A 26,278-nucleotide genomic window follows, 5' to 3' on the forward strand; every position below is an offset into this window, starting at 1 on the left:
TCGGGCGGAGCCGGTTCGTCGTGGCGACACCCGTCCGACGGTCCGGGCGAATCGGTCTGCAGTGGTGGGACACGGCGCCCGCCGAGGAGGGGGTGGTTCGGCGGGCGCCGCGCCGTTCTCCCGATCCGGGGAGGTCGGGGCAGCCCCGGATCGGAAGGGCTCAGCTCGGGATCAGAAGAATCCCTGGGCCTTCGGGGCGTAGCTCACCAGCAGGTTCTTGGTCTGCTGGTAGTGATCGAGCATCATGTGGTGGTTCTCGCGACCGATTCCGGACTGCTTGTAGCCACCGAACGCGGCATGCGCCGGGTACTGGTGGTACGTGTTGGTCCACACCCGGCCGGCTTCGATGTCGCGGCCTGCGCGGTAGGCGACGCCACCGTCGCGGGACCAGACTCCGGCGCCGAGACCGTACAGGGTGTCGTTGGCGATGGAGATGGCTTCGTCGTAGTCCTTGAACGAGGTCACCGACACCACCGGACCGAAGATCTCCTCCTGGAAGATCCTCATCTTGTTGTTACCGGTGAAGACGGTCGGCTGAATGTAGAAGCCGCCGGACAGGTCGCCGCCCAGGTCGGCCCGCTCACCACCGGTGATCAGCTTCGCGCCCTCGGACTTGCCGATCTCGATGTACGAGAGGATCTTCTCGAACTGGTCGTTCGAGGCCTGCGCACCGATCATCGTGTCGGTGTCGAGGGGATCGCCCTGACGGACGGCCTTGGTGCGAATCGCGGCCATCGCGAGGAACTCGTCGAAGATGTCCTCCTGGATCAGCGACCGCGACGGGCAGGTGCACACCTCACCCTGGTTCAGGGCGAACATCGTGAAGCCTTCCAGGGCCTTGTCCTGGTAGTCGTCGTTCGCGGCGAGCACGTCGGAGAAGAAGATGTTCGGGCTCTTGCCGCCGAGTTCGAGGGTGACCGGGATCAGGTTCTGCGACGCGTACTGCATGATCAGCCGGCCGGTGGTGGTCTCACCGGTGAAGGCGATCTTCTTGATCCGCGGGCTCGATGCGAGCGGCTTGCCCGCCTCGGTGCCGAAACCGTTGACGATGTTGACCACGCCCGGAGGCAGCAGGTCACCGATGACCGAGATCAGGTACAGGATCGACGCCGGGGTCTGCTCGGCCGGCTTGAGCACGACCGCGTTGCCCGCCGCGAGAGCCGGCGCGAGCTTCCACACCGCCATCAGGATCGGGAAGTTCCACGGGATGATCTGGCCGACCACGCCGAGCGGCTCGTGGAAGTGGTAAGCGACGGTCTCGGAGTTGATCTCGGAGATCGACCCCTCCTGGGCGCGAACAGCTCCCGCGAAGTAGCGGAAGTGGTCGACGGCGAGGGGGATGTCGGCGTTGAGTGTCTCGCGGATCGGCTTGCCGTTGTCCCAGGACTCGGCGAGTGCGATCGACTCGAGGTTCTCCTCGATCCGGTCGGCGATCTTGTTGAGGATCACGGCGCGCTCGGCGACCGAGGTCTTGCCCCAGGCCGGAGCGGCGGCGTGGGCGGCGTCGAGGGCGAGTTCGATGTCCTCGGCGGTGCCGCGCGCGATCTCGGTGAACGGCTGACCGGTGACCGGGGTGGTGTTCTCGAAGTACTGTCCCTTGACCGGCGGCACCCACTGCCCGCCGATGAAGTTCTCGTAGCGGGACTGGAAGGACATGAGCGCGTCGGGCGAACCCGGGCGGGCGTACACAGTCATTCGAACTCCTCGTTGATATCCGGCACTGCGTGTGATCCAGAACACTAGAAGAGCGGGGGTTGCAACTACGTTGCGTTCGGCACCGTCACTGCCCAAGGTGCTCGTCGAGGATCGCGATCCGCGCCCTGACCTGGTCGTACATCGGCGATCGCGGGTCGATCGACGACAGGTACGCAGCCCACGCCGCGGAGTCCTCCCGTCCCTCCTCGGTCGCGGTCCAGCGCGCGAGCAGGGACTGCTCACCTGCGCGCAGCAGAGCCGCCTGCACCCTGGCCCGCAGCTGCTCACGGATCTCCTCGACGCCGGGTGCGACGGAACCGGGCAGCACCGGACCGCGGTAGGAGGCGAGCGCCGCGGCAGCGTCGCCGCGTTCGAGCGCCCGCCGCACCTCGTCGACGTCGGTGACGAGGTCGGTGAGCAACCGGTACGGCCGGGACCCGAGCCCGTCCGCTCCGAACACCTTGCGCAGCCGGGACATCTCGACCCGGATCGTCACCGAGTCCAGTTCCGACTCGTCGAGCAGGATCGCCAACTGGTCTCCGCGCAGCCCCTCGGGACGGTCCGCGAGCAGCAGCAGGATCTCGGCGTGCCTGCGGGAGAGCGGAATGCGGTCGCCGTCCCGGACCAGGGTCGGGCGCTCCGAGCCGAGGACCGCCAGCCGCGCCGGTGCGGAACCGAGCAGGCGCGGCGAGTTCATCAGGTGCAACCGCAGTTCCGCCTCCGCCGCCGCGACCGTCGCGCGCACCAGCGCGAGCACCTGGGGCTCGGCAACTTGCGGCCCGCCGGTGATGTCGATGGCGCCGAGGATCTGCCCGCTCATCGGATCGTGCACGGGCGCAGCCGAACAACTCCAGTCGTGCACGGCGGAACTGAAGTGCTCGGCACCGAAGATCTGGACACACTGGTCGACCGCGAGCGCCGTGCCCGGGGCGTTGGTGCCGACGCGGTCCTCGCTCCAGTCGGCGCCCTCGACGAAGTGCATCGCAACGGCGCGATCGCGCGCGTCGGAGTCTCCCTCCACCCACAGCAGCCGGCCCTGGGCGTCACTGATCGCGACGAGCAGTCCGGTGTCGGCGATGTCGTCGACGAGCAGGCGACGCACCACCGGGCGGATCAGCGCCATCGGATGCGCCCTGCGGTACCGGTCGAGTTCGCCCCCGTCCAACCCGATGTCCTCGCCGACGGCGTCGGGGTCGACTCCCCTGCTGCGGCTGCGCAACCACGAATCGAACACCACCGGCCGCACCGGCGACCGCACCGCGTCCCCGCCGGACTGCGGGTCGGCACCCGCCACGAACGAGCGATGCGCGGACGACACCGTGCGGGCGAGCTGCGCGACGTCGTCACCCGGCCGGACGGCGACCCACGGGTTGCCGCGCGTCGTCGTGGCCCGCGAGGTTGTGGTCAAGGATTTCCCTCCGTCGAGGACGCTGTGCAGTCGGATGACCGCGTGCGCTGGCCTGGCGCACACCACCACTGTAACGCCCGTCACAGGATCGCGGATCGAAGTGGTGACCGCGCGGGAGGCGGAACCGCTGGTCAGCCGTCCAACCCGGCGACGTGGTCGGCCACCCTCTCACCGATCATCACGACGGTCGCGTGTGGTCCCCGCGACGGCAACGACGGCATCACCGAACCGTCCGCGATCCACAGCCCGTCCACCCCGATCACCCGGCAGCGGTCGTCGACCACCGCATCCGGATCGTCCGGGGAGCCCATCGCACAACTGCCCGCCAGGTGCATCGAGGTCCCCAGCTCGTCCAGCGGATCCCCCGGTGGCGGCGTCGGGCGTTCGACCAGGCCCGCGAACGCCGCCCCCGCCAACAGTTCCCGGACGAGATCCACACCCTCCCGCAGCGCGGTCCGGTCGGCTTGTTCCCGCAGGTAGCGGTACCGCACCAGCGGCGGAACAGCCGGATCCGCAGACCGCACCACCACCTCCCCGCGACTGCGTGGACGCATCAACGCGACACCGATCCGGCCGAACGGGTCGTCGACGCCGGGGATGAACTGCCCGAACGTCGCGGTGTACGGCCGCAGTTCGACGTCGTCCGTCTCGAGCGCGACTTCGAGGATCGCCCGGTCGGTCCGGTGCGGGACGCTCGACCGGGGCCGGTACCCGACCGTCACCTCCGGATGGTCCGTGGCGTTCCGGCCGACCCCCGGCCGGTCCACCGCGACGGGAATTCCGATCCGTGAAAGCGACTGTGCGGGACCGATTCCGGAGTGCACGAGCAGATGCGGTGTGCCGACGGCGCCGGCGGACAGGACCACCGTGCCCGCGCGCAGGACGCGCACTCCACCTGCCGTCTCGACCTCGACGCCGACCGCCCGCGAGCCCGACAGCAGCACCCGCCGCGCCACCGCACCGGTGAGCACCCGCAGATTCGGCCGGTCCAGGTGGGGCACGAGGTATGCCTCGGCGGTACTGACCCGCATCCCGGCGCGGACGTTGAGCGGAACCGGGCCCGCACCGACGGCGTCGGGTTCGTTCAGATCGACGCGGTAGTCGAATCCCGCATCCGTCACCGCGGCGAGGAACGCGGCGCTGCGCGGATGCAACTCGTCCGGGGCGGTGCGGGTCACCGGCACGGGACCGCTGTCACCGTGCCAGGCCCGGTCGCCGAACGGATCGCTTTCGAGCCTGCGGAAGTACGGCAGCACCGACTCGTAGGACCAGGACGCCGGCCAGCGCGCGAAATCCGCGGCGGTGCCGCGGACGAAGTAGCCGCCGTTGACCGCACCGGAGCCGCCCAGCACGCGGCCACGGGCCAGCGCGACCCGGGGCGCCGATTCGTCCCGCAACTGGGCGGGATACCTCCAGACGACGTCACTCGCCGGCCCCACCGGCAGCACACCGACCGGTCCCGGCGGGCCCGCGCCGACGCCGGCCTCCACCAACAGCACGGTGCGATCGGGATTCGCGCTCAGCCTGCCCGCCAGGACACAGCCCGCGGAGCCCGCACCGACGACGACCACGTCCGCCGTCGGCGCCATCGGGTTCAGCGGCTCAGCCGGGGAGCCAGCGCGGCGAGGCTCCGCTCGTCGATCGCCCCACGCCACAGACCGGCCCCGTAGGCGAGGTCGTCGAGACGCTTGTAGACGACGTGCCGCACCGGCCCCAGCCCGCCGGGCTCCCGGTGCGTCCACCAGTCCGCGGCACCCTCCGCGACCGCGACGGTCAACGCCACCCGCCGGAACCGCCGCGAACAGACCGCCGCGACCACTGTCACCGGCCAGTAGTGCCGGCACAGCGCGGACGCGAGCTGCCACGCCCCACCCGCCAGCCCCTGCATCGCGAGCACCGTCGCGATCCGCGTCGGCCGGTCGAGGTCGGCGAACGTGCGCCGCAGACGGTGCACCGTCACCACCTGCGTGACGAGGGCACCGAGCAGACCGACACGGGTGCAGGTCGCGGCCGCCGCCCACGCGAGCAGGGTCCACACCGACATCGCCAGCGGCGACACCCGACCCTGGTGCCGGGCGGCGAGCGGTGCGGCCCCGGTGCCGTAGAACAACTTGCGGCCGAACCACTTCCGGAAGGACACCCGGTGGTCGTGGGCGACGTGCGCGATCGGCTCGTACCGCAGGCGCCAACCCGCCTCGTGCAGCCGCCAGCACAGGTCGACGTCCTCGGCGACGTGCATCGACTCGTCGAATCCACCGCACTCGTCGAGCGCACTGCGCCGCACCAGCATCGCGGCGCTCGGCACGTAGGAGACGGCGCTCCCGGCCCGCACCGGCCCCTCCTTGCGTCCGAGGTCGAGCGAGGACCGCGCGTGTTCGTACCGGGCCAGCGCTCCGCCCTCCGGCGTGAGCGCGACGATCCGAGGCGCGACCATCGCGACCGCCGGATCGCTGAAGTGCCCGAGCATCGACTCCAGCCAGCCGGTGCGCGGCACCACGTCGGAGTCGAGAAAGGCGACGAACTCCGTTGTCGCTGCTTCCATTCCGGTGTTCCGCGCGGCGGCGGGACCGCGCGAGACGTCGTGCCGCAGGACCCGGACCTCACCGCGACCACCCGGCACCGGCGGCGGAAGGACCGGCTCCGCCGACCCGTCGTCGACGACGACGACGTGCAATCCGTGCAGGGCGGGCAGCAGGCGGTTGAGCCCGACGACGTTGTCCTTGACGGGGACGACGACCGTGACGTCGTGGTTGGGGGGTGAACTCATCGGCCGCGGGTTGGCGACACCGGAGTCGAGCAGGTGTCGCGCCACCACCGCGGACTGCTGGTCCACCACCTTCAGGTAGCCGTCCCCGATCATCGCGGCCGCGGTCGGCGCCAGTTTGAGCATCCGGGTCGGAGACCCCCCGATCAGAACCCGCCCGTCGGAGAAGGTGCGCACCGTCGGATCGAGTCGAACCCCGAATCCGTCGGGCAGTCGAGCTTGGCGCATCAGGTGATCGTATTCGGATCTGGTCTCATCGCAACATTCCGCGGGTATCCGGCTGCCACCGCTCCGCCGCCGCAGCAGCCCGCGCACACATCGCCTCGAACAGGCGTGCCCCCTCGGCCGCGTCGGCACCCCGCGGGTCGCCGAGCACACCGTTCGCACTGACCGCCGCCACACCCCCGTCCCGCAGTTGCGGCATGATCTCCGCGATGGGACGGGTGTCGCCGACCTCGCACCGGTCCGTCCGCACCACCTCGGATGAAAGATGCAGCAGCAGAGCGGTTTCGGTCAGTCCCGCGTGCGCGTCCGCGCCGGGGACCGCGCAGGGCACCCAGGCGACGTCCCGGCCCTCGTACCGCAGCAGCGCGACCGCGTCCGCGAGAGCCGGCGCGTTGCCGCCGTGCCCGTTGACGAACAACACGCGCGGCGACCAGCGACACGCCGACCGGCCGAACTCGACGACGAGGGTGCGCAGCGCCTCGCTGCCGAGCGAGATCGTGCCGTCGAATCCCTCGTGCTCACCGCTGGCGCCGTACGCAATCGCCGGGGCGACGGCCACACCGGGCAACGCCTGAGCCACCGCCGTCGCGATCCGGGTGTCGGTGTCGAGCGGAAGATGCGGGCCGTGCTGCTCGAGCGACCCCACCGGCACAGCCAGCGCGGGGCGGGACACGCCGACCTCCGGCCAGGTCGCGTCGGCCAACGAGTCCGGTGCGGTGGGCATACCCCCGATGCTAGGACCTGCCCTCCGCACCCACCCGAGCAGCCCGGCTCACCCCCCTCCTGGCTGAAGGTGGCCTTCGGCTCGACAGACCGCACGAAGGGCGCCTTCAGCCGGAAGGGCTCGACGGGCCGACACGGGCTGAAGGTGGCCTTCGGCTCGACAGACCGCACGAAGGGCGCCTTCAGCCGGAAGGGGCTCGACGGGCCGACACGGGCTGAAGGTGGCCTTCGGCTCTACAGACCGCACGAAGGGCGCCTTCAGCCGGGAGGGGCTACAGGGCGGCGGCCACTCGGTGGCCCTCGACAACCGCGGCGTGAGCGCGGCGCGGCGACAGGGCGTCGCCGATCCGGTGGACCTCGAAAGCACTGCCGGACAGTTCCTTCCACAGTTCGTCCACAGGTTGTTGATGAACCGCGCAGACGACGGCGTCGAATTCCGACTCGGTGACCGTGCCGGTCGGGTGGTGCAGCAGACGCACCACGACACCGGTCTCGGTGTCGGTCACCTCCATCGGAACCACATCGGTTCGCTCGACGATCCCGGCCGCGTACGCCCGGCGCTGCCAGCCCTCCATGTCCAGGGTCAGCCCGAGATCCTGGCCGACGATCATCGCCGGCGTCGCGATCGTGACCGTACAGCCGCGGGCGGCGACGGTCTCCGCGACCGAGGTCCCCTGATGAAACCCCAACTCGTCGAACACCAGAACCCGGCCACTCGGCGTGACACGCCCCTCGAGGACGTCCCGGACGTCGACCACCCGCGTGCTGGCGCCCGCCCATGCCGGCCGCTTCGGCCGGGCACCGGTCGCGACGATCACGACATCCGGCGCCAGGCGTTGCACCAGGTCCGGTCCCACCTCGGTACCGGTGCGGACGGTGACGCCGGCCCGCGCACACTCACGCTCGAGATTGACTGCCAGTTCGCCGAATTCGCTCCGCCCGGACGCGACCGACGCGGCGCACACCTGACCGCCGAGCCGCTCGTCGCGCTCGAACAGCGTCACGCGATGGCCGCGCCCCGCCGCGGTCGCGGCGGCCTGCATCCCCGCCGGCCCGCCGCCGACGACGACCACCGTCCGGCCCCGACGCCGCGGCTGCGGCAACAGCACCGATTCGCGCCCCGCCGACGGATTCTCGACGCACCCCAGCCACCGGTTCAGTCCGACGCGGCCGATGCACTCCTGATTGCAGCCGAGGCACGTTCTGATCCCGGCGGCGTCACCCGACAGGGCCTTGGCCGCGAAGTCCGGGTCCGCGATCTGCCCCCTCACCACCCCGACCAGGTCGCAGTGCCCTTCGACGAGCGCCTGTTCGGCCTGCTCCGGCGCGGTGAAGCGGCCGACGCCGATCACCGGCAGCGACACCTGTCGTCGAATCGCGTTGGGAATGAACAGCGCATAGCCACGAGGGACGGCCATCGACGCCTCGATCAGGTGCAGCGTCTCGGTGGCCATGCCGATGGACGTGTTGAGGTAGTCGACGTCGCCGGTCGCCTCGACCATGCTTGCCACCGCGGTCGCCTCGTCGAGGTGGATGCCGCCCGGAATCGACTCCTCCCCCGTCAACCGCACCCCGAGGACCAGCCCGGGCCCGAGTGCGGCGCGGACCGCGACGATCACCTCGAGCAGCAGCCTGGCCCGGGATTCGAGCGGACCCCCGTAGCTGTCGGTGCGCCGGTTGGTCTGCGGCGACAGGAACGCCCGCAGGATCGACGACTGCGACGCCTGGATCTCGACACCGTCGAATCCGCCTTCACGACAGTGGATTGCGACTCGCGCGTAACTCGCGACCAGATCGTCGATGCCCGTGGCGTCCAGCGCCCTCGGCACCTCCCGGAACAGGGGGTCCGGGATCGGGCTCGGCGCCCACAGGGGGCGGCCGGAGTACATTCCGGACCCCTGTCCCCCGTTGTGGTTCAGCTGGGCGAGTATCACGGCGCCCTCGGCGTGGACCGCGTCGGTGATGCGGCGATATCCCGGTACGGTCTCGGATCGGTACCCGTGAATCACCTTCTCGTACGGCCAGTCCGTCGGGTGGACGCAGTGTTCCTCGGTGATGATCAGGCCGGCACCGCCTCGTGCACGCGCTTCGTAGTACGCCGTGTGCTGCGCGGTGGGCAGTCCGTCGACAGCGGCGTTGGTCAGGTGCGCGGTGAACACGACACGGTTGCGCAGGGTGCGCGACCCGATCGTCAAGGGCGACGACAGTTTCGGCAACTCGCTCACCGCGACCACTCCCGCAGCAGGCGTGTCGCCGCCTCGCGTCCGTCCCGGATCGCCTCGGCGACCGTGCGCGGAGCGATCCGGTCTCCGACCGCGAGACGTGTGTGCGCGCGGAGCCGGTCTCCCGCGGCGCCGTCCGACGACACGGACTCGTCCGGCACGCGATGGCCGCAGTCGACGATCGCCGCGGCAGGCACGAGATTCCGGGCTCCGGTGTGGACGTGTTCGAGCTCCACTCGGCCCCAGTCGATTCCGACGATCCGGGTCCGCAGGTGCCGGACGACACCTGCGCGCTCGAGTCTGCCGTTCGCGTCGGCGAGGTCGCCGGCGCGTGCGAGTTGGGTACCGACGACCGGGTCGGGCGTCACGACGCCGACGATGCGACCTGCCGCTGCGAGCAACTCCGCGACGGCGACACCGACGGATCCGCCGATCGGATCCCACACCAGCACCGGGCCGTCGGGGAGCGTGCCGCCCAGTGGTTCGACGGCGGCGACCACCGGCACGGTGCCGTCCCCCGGCACCGGCCAGGGCGCCGCCACGCTTCCGGTGGCGATCACCACCGCGGCGACGTCTTCCGCTCGGGTCTCCTGGTCGGTCACCTCGTGCCCGAACTCGACGCGGACACCGAGTCGGTGACACTCGTCGGCGAGCCATCCGGTCAACGCGGACAGCCGTGCCCGGTCGCCTGTCGCGGTGCGCGCCACCATCCCGCCGAGGCGATCGGTCCGCTCGGCCAAGCGGACTCGGTGCCCTGCCGCCGCCAGGACGCGGGACGCTTCGAGGCCCGCGGGCCCGCCGCCGACGACCAACACGTCCCGCGGCGCGCCGCGAGCCGACATCCCCGACTGAAGGGCACCTTCAGCCGATTCAACGACATGAAGGTGACCTTCAGCCGATCCCGAGGGGAGGTGGACATCAGCCGACCCCACGGGATGAAGGCGGCCTTCGGCCGATTCAACGAGATGGAGGCGGCCTTCGGCCGATTCGACGAGACCAAGGGCGCCTTCATCCGGGACAGCGGGGTTCGGGTTGCCGATGCAGGTGACGATCGGATTCCGCGGATCGCACACCAGGCACGTCTGGTTGCACAGCACGCAGGGGCGCGGCGCACGACCGCGGCGAACCGCCTCGACGAGGTTCGGGTCGGCGATCTGTGCGCGGGTCATCTCGACCAGGTCGGCGCACCCGTCGTCGAGGGCCCGCTGCGCCGCCGCCGGGTCGACCACGCTGCCCTGCAGGACCACCGGCACTCCGACAGCGCGAATCCGCCGTGTCAGTTCCACGTTGAACATCGGCGGGGTGTGGGCGTCCGGACGGTAGCGGGTCGCGCTCGTGGGTCCGCCCCGGACGACGGTTACGAGGTCCACGGTGTCGGCGATCGCCCGGACGTGGTCCACGGCGTCGTCGGGGGTGATGCCGCCCCACGGGGCCAGTTCGTCGCAGCTGAGCCGCAGGGCGAGGATCCGGCCTGGTCCGAGCTCCGCACGGACCGCGGCCATCACCTCGCGCAGCAGTCGGGTGCGGTCGGCGCCGTACCCGTCGGCGCGGAGATTGGTGATCGGCGACAGGAACTGGCGCAGCAGCGCGGTCGGTCCGGCGTCGAGTTCGACCCCGTCCACGCCGGCGGACGACGCGACCGCCGCCGCGGCGGCGAATCCTTCCGTCACCAAACCTGTTTCACGAGATCCCATCTCGGCGGGCAGCTCCCGCGTCACCACGTCCGCGACAGGCGACGGGCCCCACAGCACCGACTGAGAGTAGGCGCTCGACCCCTGCATGCCGCGGTGACCGAGCGCCGCCAGCACGAGCGTTCCGTGCGGCCGGCACGCGGACACGATCGCCCGCCACCCCGGCCCGCAGTCCGCCGCCAGCGGCGCCCGCTCGTACGGCCAGTCGTCCTCACACACGGACGCGCACTCGGTGACGATCACGCCGCAGCCCCCACGAGCCCGGGCTTCGTAGTAGGCGGTGTGCCGGTCCGAGAACGCACGCCGCACAACGAGATTCGTCTCGTGGGGGCCGAAGACCACCCTGGACCGGGCGGTGCGCCCGGTCAGGGTGGTCTCGTCGGTGAGGCCTGGCAGTGCTCTAGACCCCGAGGTCGCGGCGGAAGCCGTCCGGGATGACGAGGTCGGCCGGCGACAGGTCGGCGATGTTGGAGTGTCCGAGGCCGAGGACGGCGGAGTCGACACCGCCGCGCAGGATGTCGAGGACGTTCTCGACTCCGGCCTGCCCGTTGGCGGCCAGGCCCCACAGGTAGGCGCGGCCGATCATGACGGCGCGGGCACCGAGGGCGAGGGCCTTGACGACGTCGGAGCCGCGGCGGATGCCGCCGTCGAGGACGACCTCGAGCTGCTCACCGACGGCCTCGGCGATCGCGGGCAGCGCCCGGATCGGGGCGGGGGTGCCGTCGAGGTTGTTGCCGCCGTGGTTGGACACGGAGATGGCGGTGCAGCCGGCGTCGACGGCACGCTTGGCGTCGTCGACCCGCATGACACCCTTGAGCATGAACGGCCCGTCCCACTGCTCACGCAGCCACGCGACGTCCTCCCAGGTGGGCAGCGGGGTGCCCATCCACTGTCCGTACGCACCGAAGAAGGTCGGTGCCGGGCCACCGTCCGCCGGGGCGAGGTTCGGGGTGGTCAGGTCCGGGATCGCGCCCGAACGAACGAACTGCGACAGCCACTTCGGGTGCAGCAGGCCCTGGAGGGCGTTGGCGCGCATCGCGGCGAAGTCCATCTTCTCCGGGATCGCCGGGGAGCCCCAGTCGCGGCCCATCGAGAACGACCAGTCCAGCGTCATGATCAGCCCGGTCGCGCCCGCCTTCTTGGCGCGGTCCATCCGGTGCAGCAGCTCGTCGCGGGTGCCGACCCAGTACATCTGGAAAAAGGTCTGCGGGTTCGCGGCCACGACCTCCTCCACCGACTTGGACGCGAACGAGGACAGGCCCATCGCGACGCCGCGGGCGGCGGCGGCGCGGGCGACGGCGACCTCACCGTCGGGGTGCACGGCCTGCACACCGGTCGGGGAGATCATCACCGGGAACGACAGCGGCTGGCCCATCACGGTGGTGGACAGTTCCCGCTTGTCGGACAGTCCCGCCACGTGCGGCGCGAAGCCGAGTTCGGCGAACGCGTCGATGTTGTCGGAGGTGGTCACGCCCTTCTCGGAGCCGGCGACCAGCGCCATGTACACCGGCTTCGGCAGCTGCTTCTTCGCCCGCCGCTGTGCCTCGGCAACGGTCTCGAACCACGCATTCTTCGCCATCAGATGGTTTCCTCTATTCCATTCCCGCGAGGGGGTTTTCGTCACAGATCTTGGCCGGAGGCCGGGTCAGCAGGGTCAATGGGACCGGCGCGGACGGGGTGCGGCGCTCGGCGCGCTTGCCGGTGCGGGAGTGGTCCTGGCTGGACTTCGGGACGCTGCGGTCCGCGGCGAGCGCGGATTCGCCGTAGCCCTGCACGCATTCGGGGTCGGGGCCGTCCATCGGCAGCCCGGTGAAGAACTTCGCGGCCATGCAGCCGCCGCGGCACGCGTCGTAGTGCGAGCACTTGGAGCACGCGCCGCCGGTCTGCGGGGACCGCAGCTCGGTGAACAGCTCCGAGTGCTGCCACACCTCCTGGAAACCGCCGTCGCGCACGATGTTTCCGGCGAGGAACTTGTCGTGGATCGCGAACGGGCAGGCGTAGACGTCGCCGATCGGGTCGATCAGGCACACCACCCGGCCCGCACCGCACAGGTTCAGCCCGGGCAGCGCGTCGCCGTAGGCGGACAGGTGGAAGAACGAGTCACCCGTGAGCACACCCTCGCCGTTGGCGACGAGCCAGTCGTAGAGCTCACGCTGCTGCGCCTGCGTCGGGTGCAGCTCGTCCCACACGTCCGCGCCGCGTCCGGACGGGCGCAGCCGGGTGATCCGCAGCGTCGCACCGTACTTGTCGGCCAGGGCCTTGAACTCGTCGAGCTGCGAGACGTTCTGGCGGGTGACGACTACGGAGATCTTCGCGTCCTTGAACCCGGCCTCGGCGAGGTTCTCGAGCGCCCGCACGGCCATCGCGAACGAACCCGGGCCGCGTACCGCGTCGTTGACCTCCGCGGTCGCACCGTCGAGGGAGATCTGCACGTCCACGTAGTCCGACGCGGCCAGGCGCGCGGCGACCTTCTTGTCGATCTTGACGCCGTTGGTGGAGAACTTCACGCCCACCTGGTGATCGGTGGCGTAGTCGACGAGCTCCCAGAAGTCGGAGCGCACCGTCGGCTCACCGCCACCGATGTTGACGTAGAACACCTGCATACGCTGCAGCTCGTCGATGATCGACTTGCACTGCTCGGTCGACAGCTCCCGCGGATCACGCCGCCCCGACGACGACAGGCAGTGCACACACGACAGGTTGCACGCGTACGTCAGTTCCCAGGTCAGGCAGATCGGAGCGTCGAGGCCGAGCTCGAACTGATCGACCAGACGCCCGACAGCGGGCGGCGCCGGCGCGGTAGTGGGTGGTTCCAGAACAGAAGTCATGGGCTGTGTCCCTCGTCAGACGAAAGAGGTGGGTCGCCGGCGTGACGGGCTGTTCACGCGGACGGAAAGCTTGGTCAGGCAGCCGAGCTGGCGGCCGTGGGCACGATCATCTTCGACTCGGCCAGGGTGGCCAGGGCGCGGGCGTAGATGTCGATGCGGGCGTCCTCGACACCTGCCGCGCGGATCGCGCTGCGGGCGTCGGGATGGTCGGCCAACGACTTGACGATGCCGACGATGGTCACGTTCTTCAGAAACGACAGCTTGCGGGTCCCGAAGTGGTAGAGCAACGCCCCGAACGGTTCGGGGCGAAGCGCCACCTGCGGGTGCAGCTGCCACCCGGAGTCGAGATTCACGATCAGTACACGCCGCACATGCCGTCGATCGAGACCTCTTCCACGAGAGACTCCTGGACGAGCTCGGTCGCGTTGACTGCGGACTCGCGAGAATCGGACATCGACTTGCCTCCTGTGTAAGGGTTGGTTCGGTCTCAGCGACAATTTGCTGTGACTCGGCTCACGACATTAATGGCATTGAGTGCAGAATGAAAGACCGGAGCAGAACTTGACACGAACCCGCAGGTCAGAGAAAGGAAGAGTCGGACGCCGGCCGTCGACCACCCCTGACGAGATCAGCAACCTCGCCATCGCGCTGTTCGCGGAACACGGATTCGACGAGACGAGCGTCGACCAGATCGCAGAGGCCGCAGGCATCGCCCGCCGCACCTTCTTCCGCTACTTCCCGTCCAAGAACGCGGTCCCGTGGGGGAACTTCGACACCCACCTGGCCGAGATGCGCGACCAGCTCGCCGGGCTCCCCGTCGACATCCCGCTCGCCGACGGCCTCACCCGAGCCCTGCTCGAGTTCAACAGCTTCCCGCCCGATGTGGCACCCGTGCACCGCAAGCGGATGGAGGTCATCCTCAACGCGCCGGCACTGCAGGCCTACTCGATGGTGATGTACACCGGCTGGCGCGAGGTCATCGCGGAGTACGTGGCCGGCCGAACCGGCCTGCGGACCACCGATCACCTGCCGCGCACGGTCGGCTGGATGGTGCTCGGCGTGGCACTGTCGGCCTACGAGCAGTGGCTCACCGACGAGAATCTCGACCTCGCCGAGCTGCTGCGGGCGGGCAGCACCATACTCTCCACCGGACTGGGAGCGCTCCCGACCACCGCGCGCCCCGCAGGGTGACACCCGATCGGATCCATTCCTCCGTCCGGGTCCGCCACCCGCCGATACGCCCTAAACTTGAGGGCGGGAGCAGCGAGCGCCATCCCTTCGAATCGTCATGAGGCACACGATGACGGACAAGTCCGTGATCTTGGGACGGCCGTCCGGCCGCAACGCCGGCGCCGCCTCACGGACGTCAGGCCCCACACACGGCAACCTGTCCGAGCAGGAGATCGTGGAGGCGGCGCTGCGCGTCATCCACCAGGACGGCCTCGACAAACTGTCGATGCGCAGGCTCTCACGGGAACTCGGCGTGTCGGCGATGGCGCCGTACTACTACGTCTCCGACAAGGAGGAGCTGCTCGACCTGGTCGCGACGGCGGCGCTGGACGGCGTGACCGCCCCGGCACCCGGCCCCGAGTGGACCGAGCGGCTGCGCACCCTGATCGACCAGATCGACCAGAGACTGTCCACGTACCCGGGGCTCGGCGAGGTGCTGCTCGACCAGATGCTGCGCAGGCAGCGCCACCTCGTCGCACTCGTGATGGACATCCTCTTCGAGGCCGGGTTCGACGACCGCAACGTCTTCTGCGCCTACTCGACGATCCACACCTACCTGTACGGCCGCAGCAGCGTCTCCACCCAGGACCCCGCGGTTCCCGACCGCGCGACACTGCCCGACGTCGTCGCGCGCGCGACCGTCCATCTCGACGAGGTGCACGGCCGCGACATCTACCGCTTCGGGGTCGACACGCTCATCGCGGGACTCCGGGCCCAGCTCGAACGGCAGAAGCAGGCCTCGACCTGAGCCGTCGCGGCCCGTGTCCCGATTATCGGGAACGCGGGCGGACAACTTACGATCCAGCTGCTTCGATGGTGTCTGCTAGTCTGAAAACTAGAACACGTTACAGAACGTGCCGTCCTGCGGCACCACACCCTGCACCCGCAGAGCTCGAGAGGATCCACCGCGATGACCACTGTTGACGTGCCGCACAGCTCCAGGTCGGTCGTGCTCACCGTGTCGGGCGTCGTCGAGGAAACCGCGGACGCACGCTCGCTGGTGTTCGCCGTCCCGGCTGAGCTGCGCAGCCGGTTCGACTACAAGCCCGGCCAGTTCCTCACCCTGCGCATCCCCAGCGACCGGACCGGATCCGTCGCACGCTGCTACTCGCTCGCGAGCTCGCCGTTCGGCGACGGCGACCCCAAGGTCACCGTCAAGCGCACCGTGGACGGCTACGGCTCCAACTGGCTGTGCGACAACGTCGAGGTCGGCGACACCATCGAGGTGCTGCCCCCCTCGGGTGTCTTCACCCCGAAGTCCCTCGACCACGACTTCCTGCTCTGGGGCGCCGGCAGCGGCATCACCCCGGTCATCTCCATCCTCAAGTCCGCCCTCACCCAGGGCACCGGCAAGGTCGTGCTGATCTACGCCAACCGAGACGAGAACTCGGTGATCTTCCGCGACGAACTGCGCGAACTCGCCGCCCAGTACCCGACGCGGCTGACCGTCACGCACTGGCTCGAATCGCTGCAGGGCCTGCCGACACCCGACCAGTTCGCCACCCTCGCGGCACCGTTTTCCGCCTTCGAATCGTTCATGTGCGGACCCGGGCCCTTCATGGACACCGTGCACAAGGCCCTCGCCGAGGCCGGGGTGCCGCGCAACCAGGTCCACGCCGAGGTGTTCAACTCGCTTGCCGGCGACCCCTTCCAGGACGTCGCGCCCGCGGAGGTCACCGAGGAGGAGGCCGCGGACGCCGCGACCGTCGCCGTCACCCTCGACGGCGAGACCCACGAGCTGACCTGGCCGCGCAAGCAGACCCTGGTCGACATCATGCTCGCCAAGGGCCTGGACGTGCCCTACTCCTGCCAGGAGGGCGAGTGCGGCTCCTGCGCCTGCACCGTCCTCGACGGCAAGGTCGAGATGGGCAACAGCGAGATCCTCGACCCCGAGGACATCGCCGCCGGCTACATCCTCGGCTGCCAGGCCCGTCCCCTCACCGACCGCGTGGAGATCGAGTTCTAGGCGCTTCGCGCAGTGGTGCACTTTCGGAGGTCGGCGCGTCCGAAAATGCACCAGTGCGGCGGAGCCGCCGGTAGCGGGCGCGGGCGTCCGGGTCGAGGTGCTCGGTCGCGTAGCTCAACGCGGTGGCTCCCATGTCCGAGGCGTACTCGTCGAGGAAGCCGGTGAGCAGCGCGCGGTCGACCCGCTTGCCGACCTCGCGCAGCATCCAGCCGACCGCCTTCTGGGTGAGGTCGCGGCGGTCGTCGAGCACGCGCGGCGCGAGCTCGAGCGTGGTCGAGGCGTCGCCGCGCCGGATGAACCCGAACGTCGTCAGCAATGCCACCCGCCGCCGCCACAGGTCCTCGTCGGCGCCGAGGTCGAACACCAGCCGACGCGGCCGGTCGTACAACCACCCGCCGAGGATCCGCTCCGCCGAGGTGTCGACGAGGTCCCAGTTGTCGACCCGCCCGCGCAACACCGCGGCCAGGTAGAAGTCGGCGACACGCTCGCGTTCGACGTCGTCCCGGGTCCGCGCCGCGTCGGCCCGCTCGAACCGGCCGACGAGGATCAGCAGCGCGGCCAGCCGGTGCTCGTGGACCGCGCTGTCCAACAGCAGATCTATCTCGGGCAGCGAAAGGTCGACGAACTCCTTCGCGACCTGCCTCGTCGCGGGCACCCGGACACCGAGGAACACGTCGCCCTCGCCGTACTCCCCGGGACCGGTCTTGAAGAAGCGCTGCAGGTGCGCCGCGTCGTCGGGATCGGCGCGCTCGGCGAGCGCACGCATCACGTCCTGGTGCATGGATCCGACCCTGCCACGCGGCGGGAAAATCTGCCGCTTCACCTGCCGGAACACTATTGATCGGCCGGTCAATCAGAGCTATACCGGAGGTGTCGGCAAAACCGACATCATCGACAACTCCGGCATAGGAGGCTGGAAATGAACGAAGGTATGCGCCGGTGGCAGGACTGGGCCGCCGTGGTGATCGGCGCCGTCGTCGCGCTGTCGCCCCTCTGGGTCGACACCAACAACGCGGCAATGTGGTCGATGATCGTTCTCGGTGTTCTCGTCGCCGTCACCGGCCTCGCCAACATGATGTCCCCGGCAACGGAGATGGTCGTGTGGGCCATGGGCGTACTCGGCGTGCTGATGTTCATCGCCCCCTGGGTCATGGGCTACGCCGACATGGCGGGAGCCGCGTGGACGTCCTGGATCGGCGGTGTCCTGACGGTGCTGACAGCGTTCGTGGCACTGCCCGAGGGCTCGCGGTTCCACATCGGCCACGGCGGCGGACTGGCCACTCACCACTGAGCCCGGACATCGGTGAACTTTCGACCCGGGGCGGGTCACCGCCCCGGAGGAGGAGGTGTTCGCCATGCCGGCGCGACACCGACGCCGAACGTCCGGCGCTGACGGTGAGTCCCGGAAACGGATCCTCGACGCCGCCGAGGATCTCTTCGCCGCGAGGGGGTTCGACGCCACCCCGACCGCCGCGATCGCGACGCGGGCCGAAGTACCGAAAGGACTTGTCTTCTACTACTTTCCGACCAAGGAGTCGATTCTCACCACCCTGATCGCCGAACGTCCGTCCACCGAACCCCTCGACGACGTGGCCGGGCTCGCAGTCACGGGCGAACCGGCGACGGCACTGGTCAATCTCGACGCCGCTCTCGACCGGGGCGGCCGGCGCGCGATGCGGACGATCCTGTGGCGCGAGGCCGACACCCACCCCGCCGCCCGCGAACACCTGCGGACACTGCGCGCCTACCTGCAGAACGTCACCGTCGAGGTGCTGCGGGCGAGCGCTCCCCTGACCGCGCCCGCACGTGTCCTGGACTCGTGCGCCACCGCGTGGGTGGCTGCCATGCTGTCGGCCGCCCACATCGACCGGTTCCGCGAACGCGACGACCGGATCGAGGACCTACGCGGTGTCGCGCGGGTCGTGACCGCGGGCCTCGGCGCGCTGTCGACGCCGTGACCTACCTCGCGGGCGCGGCGAGTTCCCGGCCGGCCCGGTACGACAGCGCACTCGCCGGTAACCCGCCGGGGCGGCCGCTGAGCAGCACCGAGACCGACCCACTCCCCCGCAGTTCGCGGCCGAGTCGGTCGATCCGGCGCAGGGTCTGGGCCGCGACCGCCGGTGCGCTGTCGAACAGCGTCACCCCGGCGGGCAGCCTCGCCGTGATCTCGTCGGCGACGAGCGGATAGTGCGTGCAGCCGAGGACCACCGCGTCACAGTCCCCCGGGGTACCCGCGACGGCGGCGTCGATCGCGGCGCGGACCGACTCGGCGTCCCCGACGTCGATGGCGTCGGCCAGACCGTGGCACGCGACCCCGACGACGTCGGCTCCGTTGCCGAACCGGGCGATCAGATCCGCCTGGTACGCACTCGCAGTCGTGGCGGCGGTCGCCCAGATCGCGACCGACCGGGACGCCGCGGCCGCGGGCTTGATCGCCGGCACGGTCCCGATCACCGGGATCGCGTCCCCGAGGTGGGCCCGCACCTCGTCCAGCGCGGTGACGCTGGCGGTGTTGCACGGCAACACGACCACCTCGGCCCCCAGTCCGACAACACGGTCCACCGCGGCGAGCACCCGGTCCGTCACCCACTCCGCCGGTTTCGGGCCCCAGGGGGCGCCATCCGGGTCCAGCGACAACAGCAGGTCGAGTTCGGGTCGCAGCCGGCGCAGCCACGCCGACGTGGGCAGCAGGCCGAGGCCGGAGTCGATCAGCGCGACGGTCACCGGGACGCCCCGGTTCCGGTGGCAGCGGTCATCGGTGCGCCCGCGAGGTCCGAACCGTCCACCACCACTCCGTCCGTTCGCCGAGTCCCACAACCCGTCGAGGATATCGAGCAGCGACCGACGACCGCGGGACGGGGCCGCCGGTCACCGACGCAACAGCACGCACCCCGCGGCCGTCGGGCCGGCGAGACCGACGACGGCGACCCGCCGCGGTCCGGGCAGCTGCGACGCGCCGGCCTCGCCGCGCACCTGCTGCACCGCCTCGACCATCAGGTCCAGGTCCGGACGCCGTCCCAGCCCGAGGTGCCCACCGTGCGGGTTCACCGGCACGGGCCCGTCGCGGGAGATGCGCCTGCCGGTCGCCACGAATCCCCCCGCCAGTCCCGGCCCGCAGAAACCGAACGCCTCCAACCACGGCAACACCGCGGACGCGTACTCGTCGCCCAGCAACACCACGTCGACGTCCCGATCGGTGTGGCCGGACCGGGCCAGCAGACCGGCACCCGCGCGCTCGACCGGACCATCGGACCGGGCCGATTCCTGCTCCCACAGCGGGCTGACGGCGTAGGCGGCGCCGACGCCCGCGATCTCGATCGACCGGCCCCGGTCGTCGGTGACCTCCGGAGCACCGAGCACGACCGCCGCCGCGCCGCCCGCCTGCGCGGCGCGGTCGTACACGCACAGCGGGTCGGCCACCATCGGCGCGGTCAGGTAGTCCCGCAACCGAAGTCCGCCTCCGGTGTTGGCGGACGCGACCAGCGCGATCTGCGCCAGTTCCGCACGGGTCAGGCCGTATCGCTCGGTGTAGGCGCGCGCGGCGAGGGCCGCGACGACGACGCCGTCGTCCGCGCCGTACGGGGCGTGCCAGCTCGCCCGGCCGCCCACGGGGGCCGCCGGTCCGAACCGGCCGGGCCGACGCGTTCGGGGCGCCGCTCGGAACGCCTCGACACACACCAGGTGCCGGACCCGGCCCGCGGCCACCACGTCCACCGCACCGACGAGCGCCGCACCCACGGCTTCCCGGTCCGATTCGTCCACGCGCCAGCTCAATTCGAAACCGAGCGCGTCGGCCACGTCGACCGCGGAGGGTCCGCTGGCGAGGACGCCGTCGACCTCGGAACCCGGCACGCCCGCGTCCCGGAGCGCGGCCCGTACCGCGGCCACGGCCGCCTCGAGCACCCCCGCGTCCCGGACCGGCGTTCTCGCGACACCGGTGACCTCGACCCTCCGGCCGCCGCTCACGAGACCGCCTCGATCCGGTCGTCGAACAGGTCGGACTCCTCGATCTCCGCCAGCGGCAACCAGATCCGGTCGTCGATCTGTTCGAACACCAGGCACACCGGCGCCCCGACCCGCAGATCGTCGGGCCCGGCCTCGACCAGTCCGAGCAGCAGCCGCACGCCCTCCTCGAGATTCACCACCCCGACGAGGTTCGGCGGTGTGGACGCCGACCCGACCGGCTCGTCGACCCTGGACCACGACACCAGGACACCCTTCCCGGTGACCGGCTCGAACGCCAGGTCGGTGCACCAGCAGTACCGACAGCACGGCGAGGGCGGGAAGGACCACCGGCGGCAGCGCAGGCAACGCTGCACCGACAGCATCCCGGACCCGCCCGACGTCCAGTGCGTCGCGGTCAGTTCCGTCAGTTCGGGGAGCGCACGCCGACCGTGCACCATGCGTTCACGGTAGCCGCCCGGACGCCCCGCGGAGGCGGGTTCGGCAGGCCCTAGACGCGAGCGGCCTCGAGGACCTCGTCGATCGGGACCTCGCCCGCGACCTTCGCCCGCAGCTTCATCACCTGACCGGCGACACCGCAGCCGACCACGGCCGCCAGACGCCCGTCACGCTCGTAGAGGGCGAGGAACTTGCGGCCGTCGTCCCGGACAACGTGCACGGTGTCGGTGTGCGACGGCTCACCGAGCGCCTGGATCTTCACGTCGTACTGGTCGCTCCAGAAGTACGCCACCTGTGCCGGCGCATCGGGTGCGGCGCCGACGACCAGCGTGTGCGCGAGCACCTTCGCCTGCTCGCCGACACTGCTCCAGTGCTCGACCCGGCGCTGCTCGCCACCGGACTGCCGCCACGCGGCGACGTCGCCGACCACCCACACGTTCGGGTCGCTGGTGCGACCGGTCTCGTCGGCCAGCACACCACCGCCCGCCGTGCGCTCGGCGAGGGCGACCGCGGAACCGTCCAGCCATCCGGTGACCGGGTTCGAGCCGATTCCGACGACGACCAGGTCCACCGCCAGCTCGGAGCCGTCGGCGAGGACCGCGCCGGTCACCCGGCCGTCCCCGACCAGTGCGGTCAGCCCGACACCGGTGCGCACGTCGACGCCCTCGTCGGTGTGCAGCCGCGCGACCAGGGCGCCGACCTGCTGGCCCAGCACCGACGCCAGCGGGGTCGGCTGCGGCTCGATCAGGACCACGTCCAGGCCGCGGGCGCGCATGCTCGCGGCAACCTCGCAGCCGATGAACCCGGCGCCGACGACCAGGGCGGTGCGACCGGGAACCAGGTCCTCACGTAGCTTCCGCGCGTCCTCGAGCGTCCGCACCACGTGTACGCCGTCGAGCTCGGGCAGGCCGGGGATCCGGCGAGGCGTCAGGCCCGTCGCGATCACGAGGTGGTCGTAGTCGATCGACGCGCCGTCCGCGAGGGTGACCGTGCGGGCCGCGGTGTCGAGCGCCGTGGCCGCGACACCGAGCCGCAGGTCCACACTGATCTCGTCGTAGTACTCGGCAGGCTTGAGGGTCACGTCGTCGGTTTCGCCGCGGACGACGTTCTTCGACAGCGGAGGCCGGTCGTAGGGCAGGTGCGTCTCCTCCCCGACCAGGGTGATCCCACCCTCGTAACCGGCCCGGCGAAGTTCCTCGGCGGTCCGCAGACCACCCAGACCAGCTCCCACGATCACGATCCGTCCGGAACTCACCGTGCGATCACCCTCTCGATACTCACATCACGCGACCACAACGGTCGTGACACAAGTCATATCAAACCAAGTCAAACTACAGTTGCGCCAGGGTCAGTGCGTCTCGAAGCCGGAGACCAGCCACGAATCGCCGACCCGGGTCAGGCCCACCCGCGCGCCGACCGGCACCGACACCGGGGCAGGCGCCGCTTCCGTGCTGGTCACCTGGGTCAGGAAGACCAGCGCGTCGGCCCGGTCCCCGTCGAGGCGCGACACACCGGTCCCGGTGACGGACGCCGTGGAGGTGACCTTCCGGTCACGAGCCGTCGGGACGAGGATCTCGTCGGTGAGCGTCCCGTACCGCTCCCGGAAGTCGCCGGTCAACCGCTGCGCCGCCGCGTACTGGTCGGCGGCAACCGTCTCGGGCGTGTAGGTGAGCAGGGCGACGGCGGTGTCCGCCGCCGCCCGCGCCACCTCGTCGCGGGCCGCGTCGCTCACCTGCTCGGCAGCGCGGTCTGCCCGCACGAACAGCAGGGCGGCGAGCCCGGCCAGCACCACCGCCAGGGCGGCGAGCAGCCACGTCAGCAGTCCCGACCGCCTCACGGCAGGTACTCCAGGGTCGCCGTCCGGTAGGCGCCGTCGACCTTCTCCATCGACATCCGCAGCCGCCACATCCGCGACCGCTCCTGCGGCTCCGACCGGTTGGTCACCGTCGACGCCACCTGGACGAGCACCGTCCCCCGGTCGCCGGCCCACGACTCGATCCCGGCGTCGGCACTGCGACCGACCGTCGAGACCTCGGTGTCCTCGACGACGGCCACGAACGACTCCGCGCTCGCCGCGAAGTCGTCACGGAACTGGCCGGTGGCGCCGTCGAGCACTCGCTGGACATCCCGCTGCGCGGTGGTGTGGTCGATGGTGGCGAGGTTCAGCGCGGTGCCGCGAGCTGCGTCGAGTGCCCCCTGCTGCGCCGACTCCCGCGCCTCGGCCTGACGGTACTGCCAAGTCAGCGCTCCGCACACCACCGCGAGGACGAGGCACAGAGCGAGCAGCGCGCGCACGACGAGACGGCGGCGTGCCGCTCCCCGGACCCGTGGCCGCGCCGCCGCAGCGCCGTCCCCCGTCCCGGTGTCCCCCATGCCGCGCCCCTCCCTACGACCGTCGATGCGCGCTCCACCGTAGGTGATCCGCTTCACAGCCGACGCAGCTTCTCCGCACTCACTAGTGTTGAGGATGTGACCACTGAACCCGGCCGCGGCGAGACGGCCGCGCGGCAACCCGAGTACGGCCTCGTGCAGTTCGCGTCGGCGGCGTCACCCGAACTCGTCGGCTCGCAGGGCCGCACGATCATCGCGGACGCGGTCGTCGCGAAGATCGCAGGCATCGCCACCCGGGAGATCAGCGGGGTGTTCGACGTCGGCGGCGGCACCGCACGGGTCGTCGGCGCGCTGCGGGACCGCATCCCCGGTGCGCGGGTGAACCACGGTCAGGGCGTCGCCGTCGAGGTCGGCGAGAAGCAGGCCGCCATCGACATCGGGATCGTCGCCGAGTACGGCGTCGCACTGCACGAACTGGCCGCGGGCATCCGGCGCAACGTGATCGCCGCCGTCGAACGGATGACCGGACTCGAGGTCACCGAAGTGAACATCACCGTCTACGACGTCGTCCTGTTCGACGAGAACGCCGCGACCGGCGAGACCGACACCCGCCCGAGGGTGCAGTGAGCGAGGGTCCAGTGACCGAGCCGGCAGTGCACCAGCAGACCCGCCGCCCGAGCACCCACGGAACCGACGCCGAGCGGGTGGCCGAGCGCGTCCTGAGTGTCCCCGGTGTCGCCGAACTGCACGGGGGCATGTTCGGTGAGGTCGCCACCTACCTCCCCGGTCGCCGGCTGACCGGGGTCGCGCTGACCGACACCGGCTGCGCCGTGCACATCGTCGTCGCCTATCCGAACAACGTCGTCGACGTCGCCGAGCGGGTGCACCGCGCGGTCGCCCCGCTGATCGGCGTTCCCGTCACCGTCACCGTCGAGGACGTCGGCGTGGTCGGGGACGCACCCACCCCGGAACCGGCCGAAGGGAGAGCGCGATGAACAACACGGTCGTCGGCCTGCTCGCCGGACTCCTCCTCGCCCTCGCGGGCATCCTCGGCGGTTTCGCCGGATTCGTCTTCGCGGTGATGCTCGGCGGCATCGGCATGGCGATCGGGGCACACCGCGACGGCCACGTCGACCTCGGCGCGCTGCTGCGGAGCCGGGGCCGTGGCTGACGCGAGACCCGGCGGTCAGGCCACCGCGGAGCACAGCGAACTCGACCTCGAACGCGGAGCCCGCGGCCGGCTCACGGTCAAGGACCGGGCGATCTCCAAGATCGCCGTCGCCGCGGCACTGTCCGTCCCCGGTGTCGTCCGTCAGTCCGGCGGGCTGCTGAAACTGCCCGGACGCGACCTGCCCCGGGCGGAGGTCACCCTCGGCCCCGACTCCGTCGCGATCGCCCTGTACCTCGCCGTCGCGTGGCCCTCCCCGGTCGCGGTGCTCTCGCAGGAGGTGCACCTAGCCGTCGCCGAACGGGTCGAGACCATGACCGGGCTACCCGTCGAGATGCTGCACATCGTGGTCGCTGCCGCCGTGCCGCGCACCGACGACGCCGACGCCCGCCGGCTGACCGCGGGCTGCCCCGAGTCCGTGGCGCCGATCGCGGCACGCCCCCCACTGGCCCGGCCGGGCGCCGCACTCGTCGCACTGATCCTCGCCATGGGACTCCTCGCCGTCGCGGTCCTGGCGGGCCGCGAGTATCTGATCGCCAAGGAGGTCATCGCGCCCGCGGCATGGCTCCGGAACTCGGTCCGGTGGGTCGCGGATCTGCACTGGCAGACGTGGATGGGTGCGGTCGCGATCGTCGCGGCGGTCATCGGGGCCGTGCTCGTCTACATCTCGCTCTCCCCTCGCACACGGACCCATGTTCCCGTCGGGGCCGCCGACGCCCCGATCGTGTGGCTGCGACCCACCGACGTCGCCCGAATGTGCAGCGCCCACGCCGGCGGCGTCGGCGGAGTCGGCACCGTGCACACCACCGTCGACCGGCGACGGGCCACCGTCCACGTCACCCCGAACGGTGAGGTCGCCGCGGATGATCTCGAGGCCTACGTGCGGGACGCCGTCGCGCCGGGGCTCGGCACCCTCGCCTCCCCGCGCGAACTCCGCATCCGGATCGGCCGGGTCAAGTCATGAGGCGCCGCACCTCCGTCGTCGACCGCCTCGTGGTGCTGACCGCCGGCTGTGTCCTGCTCGCCGGGGCCGCGCTCGCCCTGACCTGGGCACTGGGCGTAACGGCGGCACGGAACGTCGTGCACCGGCTCGACCGGGCCGCGATCACCGCGGTCCCCGATCAGCGCTGGTGGCCGACCGTCCTCGCCGTGACGGCCGTCGTCGCGCTGCTGGCCGGGTCGGCCCTGCTCCTGATCAACCTGCGTCGCGGCCGGACCTCGACCATGCCGGTCTTCCCCGGACCTCCCGAGAACACCGGCGCCGACCTGTCCGTCGACCTCGGCCCCCTGGCGCACGGCCTGGCCGCCGAACTGTCGGCGCTCGACGGTGTCCGGACCGTCCGGTCGACAGCGCTCGACGACCGCGGGCTCGCGACGCTGCGGGTGACGGTGGTCGCGGATCCGTCCATCGACGTCGCGGACTTCACCCGCAACGCCGAGGCCCTGGCCCGCTCGATGGCCGCCGCTCTCCCCGGCGCACCGGTCGCCACCCAGGTCCTGCTGCACCTCGACCCGGCCTGACGGCCAGTGGTGGGGGGGGGGGGGGGGGGGCGGGGCCCGGGCCCCCACCCCCCCCCCCCCCCACCCCCCGAACGAGGGGTGCCTGAAAAACAACAAAACCCAAGC

At 71.0% G+C, this 26,278-nt stretch carries 29 protein-coding genes; 11 read left to right on the forward strand and 18 right to left on the reverse strand.

The features are described from left to right. Positions 1 to 171: 171 nt before the first annotated feature. The 11 genes from adh to mftA form a co-directional block, all read right to left on the reverse strand. Positions 172 to 1,695: an aldehyde dehydrogenase gene (gene adh, locus ACFYVR_RS11360; RefSeq protein ID WP_387472823.1), complete on the reverse strand. Its 1,524-nt coding sequence runs from the start codon at positions 1,693 to 1,695 to the stop codon at positions 172 to 174. A gap of 85 nt (positions 1,696 to 1,780) precedes the next feature. After that, positions 1,781 to 3,103, reverse strand: a complete 1,323-nt coding sequence (locus ACFYVR_RS11365; RefSeq protein WP_387472825.1) for a transcriptional regulator — start codon at positions 3,101 to 3,103, stop codon at positions 1,781 to 1,783. Between the two features lie 131 nt (positions 3,104 to 3,234). After that, positions 3,235 to 4,692 (reverse strand): mycofactocin system GMC family oxidoreductase MftG, encoded by a 1,458-nt coding sequence (mftG, locus tag ACFYVR_RS11370; protein ID WP_387472827.1) that lies wholly within the window; start codon positions 4,690 to 4,692, stop codon positions 3,235 to 3,237. A gap of 5 nt (positions 4,693 to 4,697) precedes the next feature. Next, on the reverse strand, positions 4,698 to 6,095 hold the full coding sequence (mftF, locus tag ACFYVR_RS11375) for a mycofactocin biosynthesis glycosyltransferase MftF (protein ID WP_387472829.1): 1,398 nt from the start codon (positions 6,093 to 6,095) through the stop codon (positions 4,698 to 4,700). A 25-nt stretch (positions 6,096 to 6,120) separates the two neighbouring features. Then, a complete protein-coding gene (gene mftE, locus ACFYVR_RS11380) occupies positions 6,121 to 6,816 on the reverse strand; it encodes a mycofactocin biosynthesis peptidyl-dipeptidase MftE (protein ID WP_387472831.1) in 696 nt (231 codons plus the stop codon). A 271-nt stretch (positions 6,817 to 7,087) separates the two neighbouring features. Next, positions 7,088 to 9,040: a mycofactocin system FadH/OYE family oxidoreductase 2 gene (locus tag ACFYVR_RS11385; protein WP_387472833.1), complete on the reverse strand. Its 1,953-nt coding sequence runs from the start codon at positions 9,038 to 9,040 to the stop codon at positions 7,088 to 7,090. Beyond that, on the reverse strand, positions 9,037 to 11,124 hold the full coding sequence (locus tag ACFYVR_RS11390; protein WP_387473123.1) for an FAD-dependent oxidoreductase: 2,088 nt from the start codon (positions 11,122 to 11,124) through the stop codon (positions 9,037 to 9,039). The genes ACFYVR_RS11385 and ACFYVR_RS11390 overlap by 4 nt, the downstream gene beginning before the upstream one ends. A gap of 4 nt (positions 11,125 to 11,128) precedes the next feature. Further along, on the reverse strand, positions 11,129 to 12,307 hold the full coding sequence (gene mftD / locus ACFYVR_RS11395; RefSeq protein WP_387472835.1) for a pre-mycofactocin synthase MftD: 1,179 nt from the start codon (positions 12,305 to 12,307) through the stop codon (positions 11,129 to 11,131). Between the two features lie 13 nt (positions 12,308 to 12,320). After that, positions 12,321 to 13,556: a mycofactocin radical SAM maturase gene (mftC, locus tag ACFYVR_RS11400; RefSeq protein WP_387472837.1), complete on the reverse strand. Its 1,236-nt coding sequence runs from the start codon at positions 13,554 to 13,556 to the stop codon at positions 12,321 to 12,323. Between the two features lie 74 nt (positions 13,557 to 13,630). Then, positions 13,631 to 13,927 carry a mycofactocin biosynthesis chaperone MftB gene (gene mftB / locus ACFYVR_RS11405; RefSeq protein ID WP_387472839.1) on the reverse strand — a complete coding sequence of 99 codons (297 nt, stop codon included), beginning with the start codon at positions 13,925 to 13,927 and terminating at the stop codon, positions 13,631 to 13,633. Continuing rightward, entirely contained in the window at positions 13,912 to 14,010 is a 99-nt protein-coding gene (mftA, locus tag ACFYVR_RS11410; RefSeq protein WP_387472841.1) for a mycofactocin precursor MftA, read from the reverse strand. The genes mftB and mftA overlap by 16 nt, the downstream gene beginning before the upstream one ends. 107 nt (positions 14,011 to 14,117) lie before the next feature. On the opposite strand from mftA, the gene mftR reads away from it, so the two are divergent. The 3 genes from mftR (at position 14,118) to ACFYVR_RS11425 (ending at position 16,752) form a co-directional block, all read left to right on the forward strand. After that, entirely contained in the window at positions 14,118 to 14,747 is a 630-nt protein-coding gene (gene mftR, locus ACFYVR_RS11415) for a mycofactocin system transcriptional regulator (protein WP_387472843.1), read from the forward strand. Positions 14,748 to 14,856: 109 nt separating this feature from the next. Beyond that, positions 14,857 to 15,534, forward strand: coding sequence for a mycofactocin system transcriptional regulator MftR2 (gene mftR2, locus ACFYVR_RS11420; RefSeq protein WP_387472845.1), 678 nt, complete (start codon positions 14,857 to 14,859; stop codon positions 15,532 to 15,534). A gap of 162 nt (positions 15,535 to 15,696) precedes the next feature. Continuing rightward, positions 15,697 to 16,752: a 2Fe-2S iron-sulfur cluster-binding protein gene (locus tag ACFYVR_RS11425; protein ID WP_387472847.1), complete on the forward strand. Its 1,056-nt coding sequence runs from the start codon at positions 15,697 to 15,699 to the stop codon at positions 16,750 to 16,752. On the opposite strand, the gene ACFYVR_RS11430 is transcribed toward ACFYVR_RS11425, so the two are convergent. Then, complete coding sequence (locus tag ACFYVR_RS11430) at positions 16,724 to 17,533, reverse strand: DNA alkylation repair protein (protein ID WP_387472849.1); 810 nt, start codon at positions 17,531 to 17,533, stop codon at positions 16,724 to 16,726. The two genes, ACFYVR_RS11425 and ACFYVR_RS11430, sit on opposite strands and share 29 nt — an antisense overlap. Here ACFYVR_RS11430 and ACFYVR_RS11435 point away from each other — a divergent pair. The 3 genes from ACFYVR_RS11435 (at position 17,532) to ACFYVR_RS11445 (ending at position 18,710) form a co-directional block, all read left to right on the forward strand. After that, positions 17,532 to 17,675: a hypothetical protein gene (locus tag ACFYVR_RS11435; protein ID WP_387472851.1), complete on the forward strand. Its 144-nt coding sequence runs from the start codon at positions 17,532 to 17,534 to the stop codon at positions 17,673 to 17,675. The two genes, ACFYVR_RS11430 and ACFYVR_RS11435, sit on opposite strands and share 2 nt — an antisense overlap. Then, a complete protein-coding gene (locus ACFYVR_RS11440) occupies positions 17,672 to 18,043 on the forward strand; it encodes an SPW repeat protein (RefSeq protein WP_387472853.1) in 372 nt (123 codons plus the stop codon). Before ACFYVR_RS11435 ends, ACFYVR_RS11440 begins: the two co-directional genes overlap by 4 nt. A gap of 64 nt (positions 18,044 to 18,107) precedes the next feature. Continuing rightward, positions 18,108 to 18,710: a helix-turn-helix domain-containing protein gene (locus tag ACFYVR_RS11445; RefSeq protein WP_387472855.1), complete on the forward strand. Its 603-nt coding sequence runs from the start codon at positions 18,108 to 18,110 to the stop codon at positions 18,708 to 18,710. A 1-nt stretch (position 18,711) separates the two neighbouring features. Here the strand turns inward: ACFYVR_RS11445 and ACFYVR_RS11450 are convergent, their stop codons facing one another. From ACFYVR_RS11450 to ACFYVR_RS11475, 6 genes are all read right to left on the reverse strand, one after another. Further along, positions 18,712 to 19,476, reverse strand: a complete 765-nt coding sequence (locus tag ACFYVR_RS11450) for a glutamate racemase (RefSeq protein ID WP_387472857.1) — start codon at positions 19,474 to 19,476, stop codon at positions 18,712 to 18,714. Positions 19,477 to 19,620: 144 nt separating this feature from the next. After that, positions 19,621 to 20,718 carry a hypothetical protein gene (locus ACFYVR_RS11455; protein ID WP_387472859.1) on the reverse strand — a complete coding sequence of 366 codons (1,098 nt, stop codon included), beginning with the start codon at positions 20,716 to 20,718 and terminating at the stop codon, positions 19,621 to 19,623. Continuing rightward, entirely contained in the window at positions 20,715 to 21,155 is a 441-nt protein-coding gene (locus ACFYVR_RS11460) for a Zn-ribbon domain-containing OB-fold protein (RefSeq protein WP_387472861.1), read from the reverse strand. The genes ACFYVR_RS11455 and ACFYVR_RS11460 overlap by 4 nt, the downstream gene beginning before the upstream one ends. A 50-nt stretch (positions 21,156 to 21,205) precedes the next feature. Next, a complete protein-coding gene (locus ACFYVR_RS11465) occupies positions 21,206 to 22,408 on the reverse strand; it encodes an NAD(P)/FAD-dependent oxidoreductase (RefSeq protein ID WP_387472863.1) in 1,203 nt (400 codons plus the stop codon). A 93-nt stretch (positions 22,409 to 22,501) separates the two neighbouring features. Then, a complete protein-coding gene (locus ACFYVR_RS11470) occupies positions 22,502 to 22,990 on the reverse strand; it encodes a twin-arginine translocation pathway signal (protein ID WP_387472865.1) in 489 nt (162 codons plus the stop codon). Continuing rightward, positions 22,987 to 23,526 carry a mammalian cell entry protein gene (locus tag ACFYVR_RS11475; protein WP_387472867.1) on the reverse strand — a complete coding sequence of 180 codons (540 nt, stop codon included), beginning with the start codon at positions 23,524 to 23,526 and terminating at the stop codon, positions 22,987 to 22,989. Before ACFYVR_RS11475 ends, ACFYVR_RS11470 begins: the two co-directional genes overlap by 4 nt. A gap of 153 nt (positions 23,527 to 23,679) precedes the next feature. Between ACFYVR_RS11475 and ACFYVR_RS11480 the strand changes: the two genes are divergently transcribed. From ACFYVR_RS11480 to ACFYVR_RS11500, 5 genes are read left to right on the forward strand one after another with little or no spacing between them, the layout of a single operon-like run. Further along, positions 23,680 to 24,111: an Asp23/Gls24 family envelope stress response protein gene (locus tag ACFYVR_RS11480; RefSeq protein ID WP_387473125.1), complete on the forward strand. Its 432-nt coding sequence runs from the start codon at positions 23,680 to 23,682 to the stop codon at positions 24,109 to 24,111. Positions 24,112 to 24,122: 11 nt separating this feature from the next. Further along, positions 24,123 to 24,479, forward strand: a complete 357-nt coding sequence (locus ACFYVR_RS11485) for a hypothetical protein (RefSeq protein ID WP_387472869.1) — start codon at positions 24,123 to 24,125, stop codon at positions 24,477 to 24,479. Next, complete coding sequence (locus tag ACFYVR_RS11490; RefSeq protein ID WP_387472871.1) at positions 24,476 to 24,655, forward strand: DUF2273 domain-containing protein; 180 nt, start codon at positions 24,476 to 24,478, stop codon at positions 24,653 to 24,655. The genes ACFYVR_RS11485 and ACFYVR_RS11490 overlap by 4 nt, the downstream gene beginning before the upstream one ends. Beyond that, positions 24,648 to 25,616, forward strand: coding sequence for an Asp23/Gls24 family envelope stress response protein (locus tag ACFYVR_RS11495; RefSeq protein ID WP_387472873.1), 969 nt, complete (start codon positions 24,648 to 24,650; stop codon positions 25,614 to 25,616). The genes ACFYVR_RS11490 and ACFYVR_RS11495 overlap by 8 nt, the downstream gene beginning before the upstream one ends. Continuing rightward, positions 25,613 to 26,173 carry a hypothetical protein gene (locus ACFYVR_RS11500; protein ID WP_387472875.1) on the forward strand — a complete coding sequence of 187 codons (561 nt, stop codon included), beginning with the start codon at positions 25,613 to 25,615 and terminating at the stop codon, positions 26,171 to 26,173. The genes ACFYVR_RS11495 and ACFYVR_RS11500 overlap by 4 nt, the downstream gene beginning before the upstream one ends. The last annotated feature ends 105 nt before the right edge of the window (positions 26,174 to 26,278 follow it).

Source organism: Rhodococcus sp. NPDC003318 (genome assembly GCF_042879035.1).
In the GTDB taxonomy this organism is placed as follows: Bacteria; Actinomycetota; Actinomycetes; order Mycobacteriales; family Mycobacteriaceae; genus Rhodococcus_G.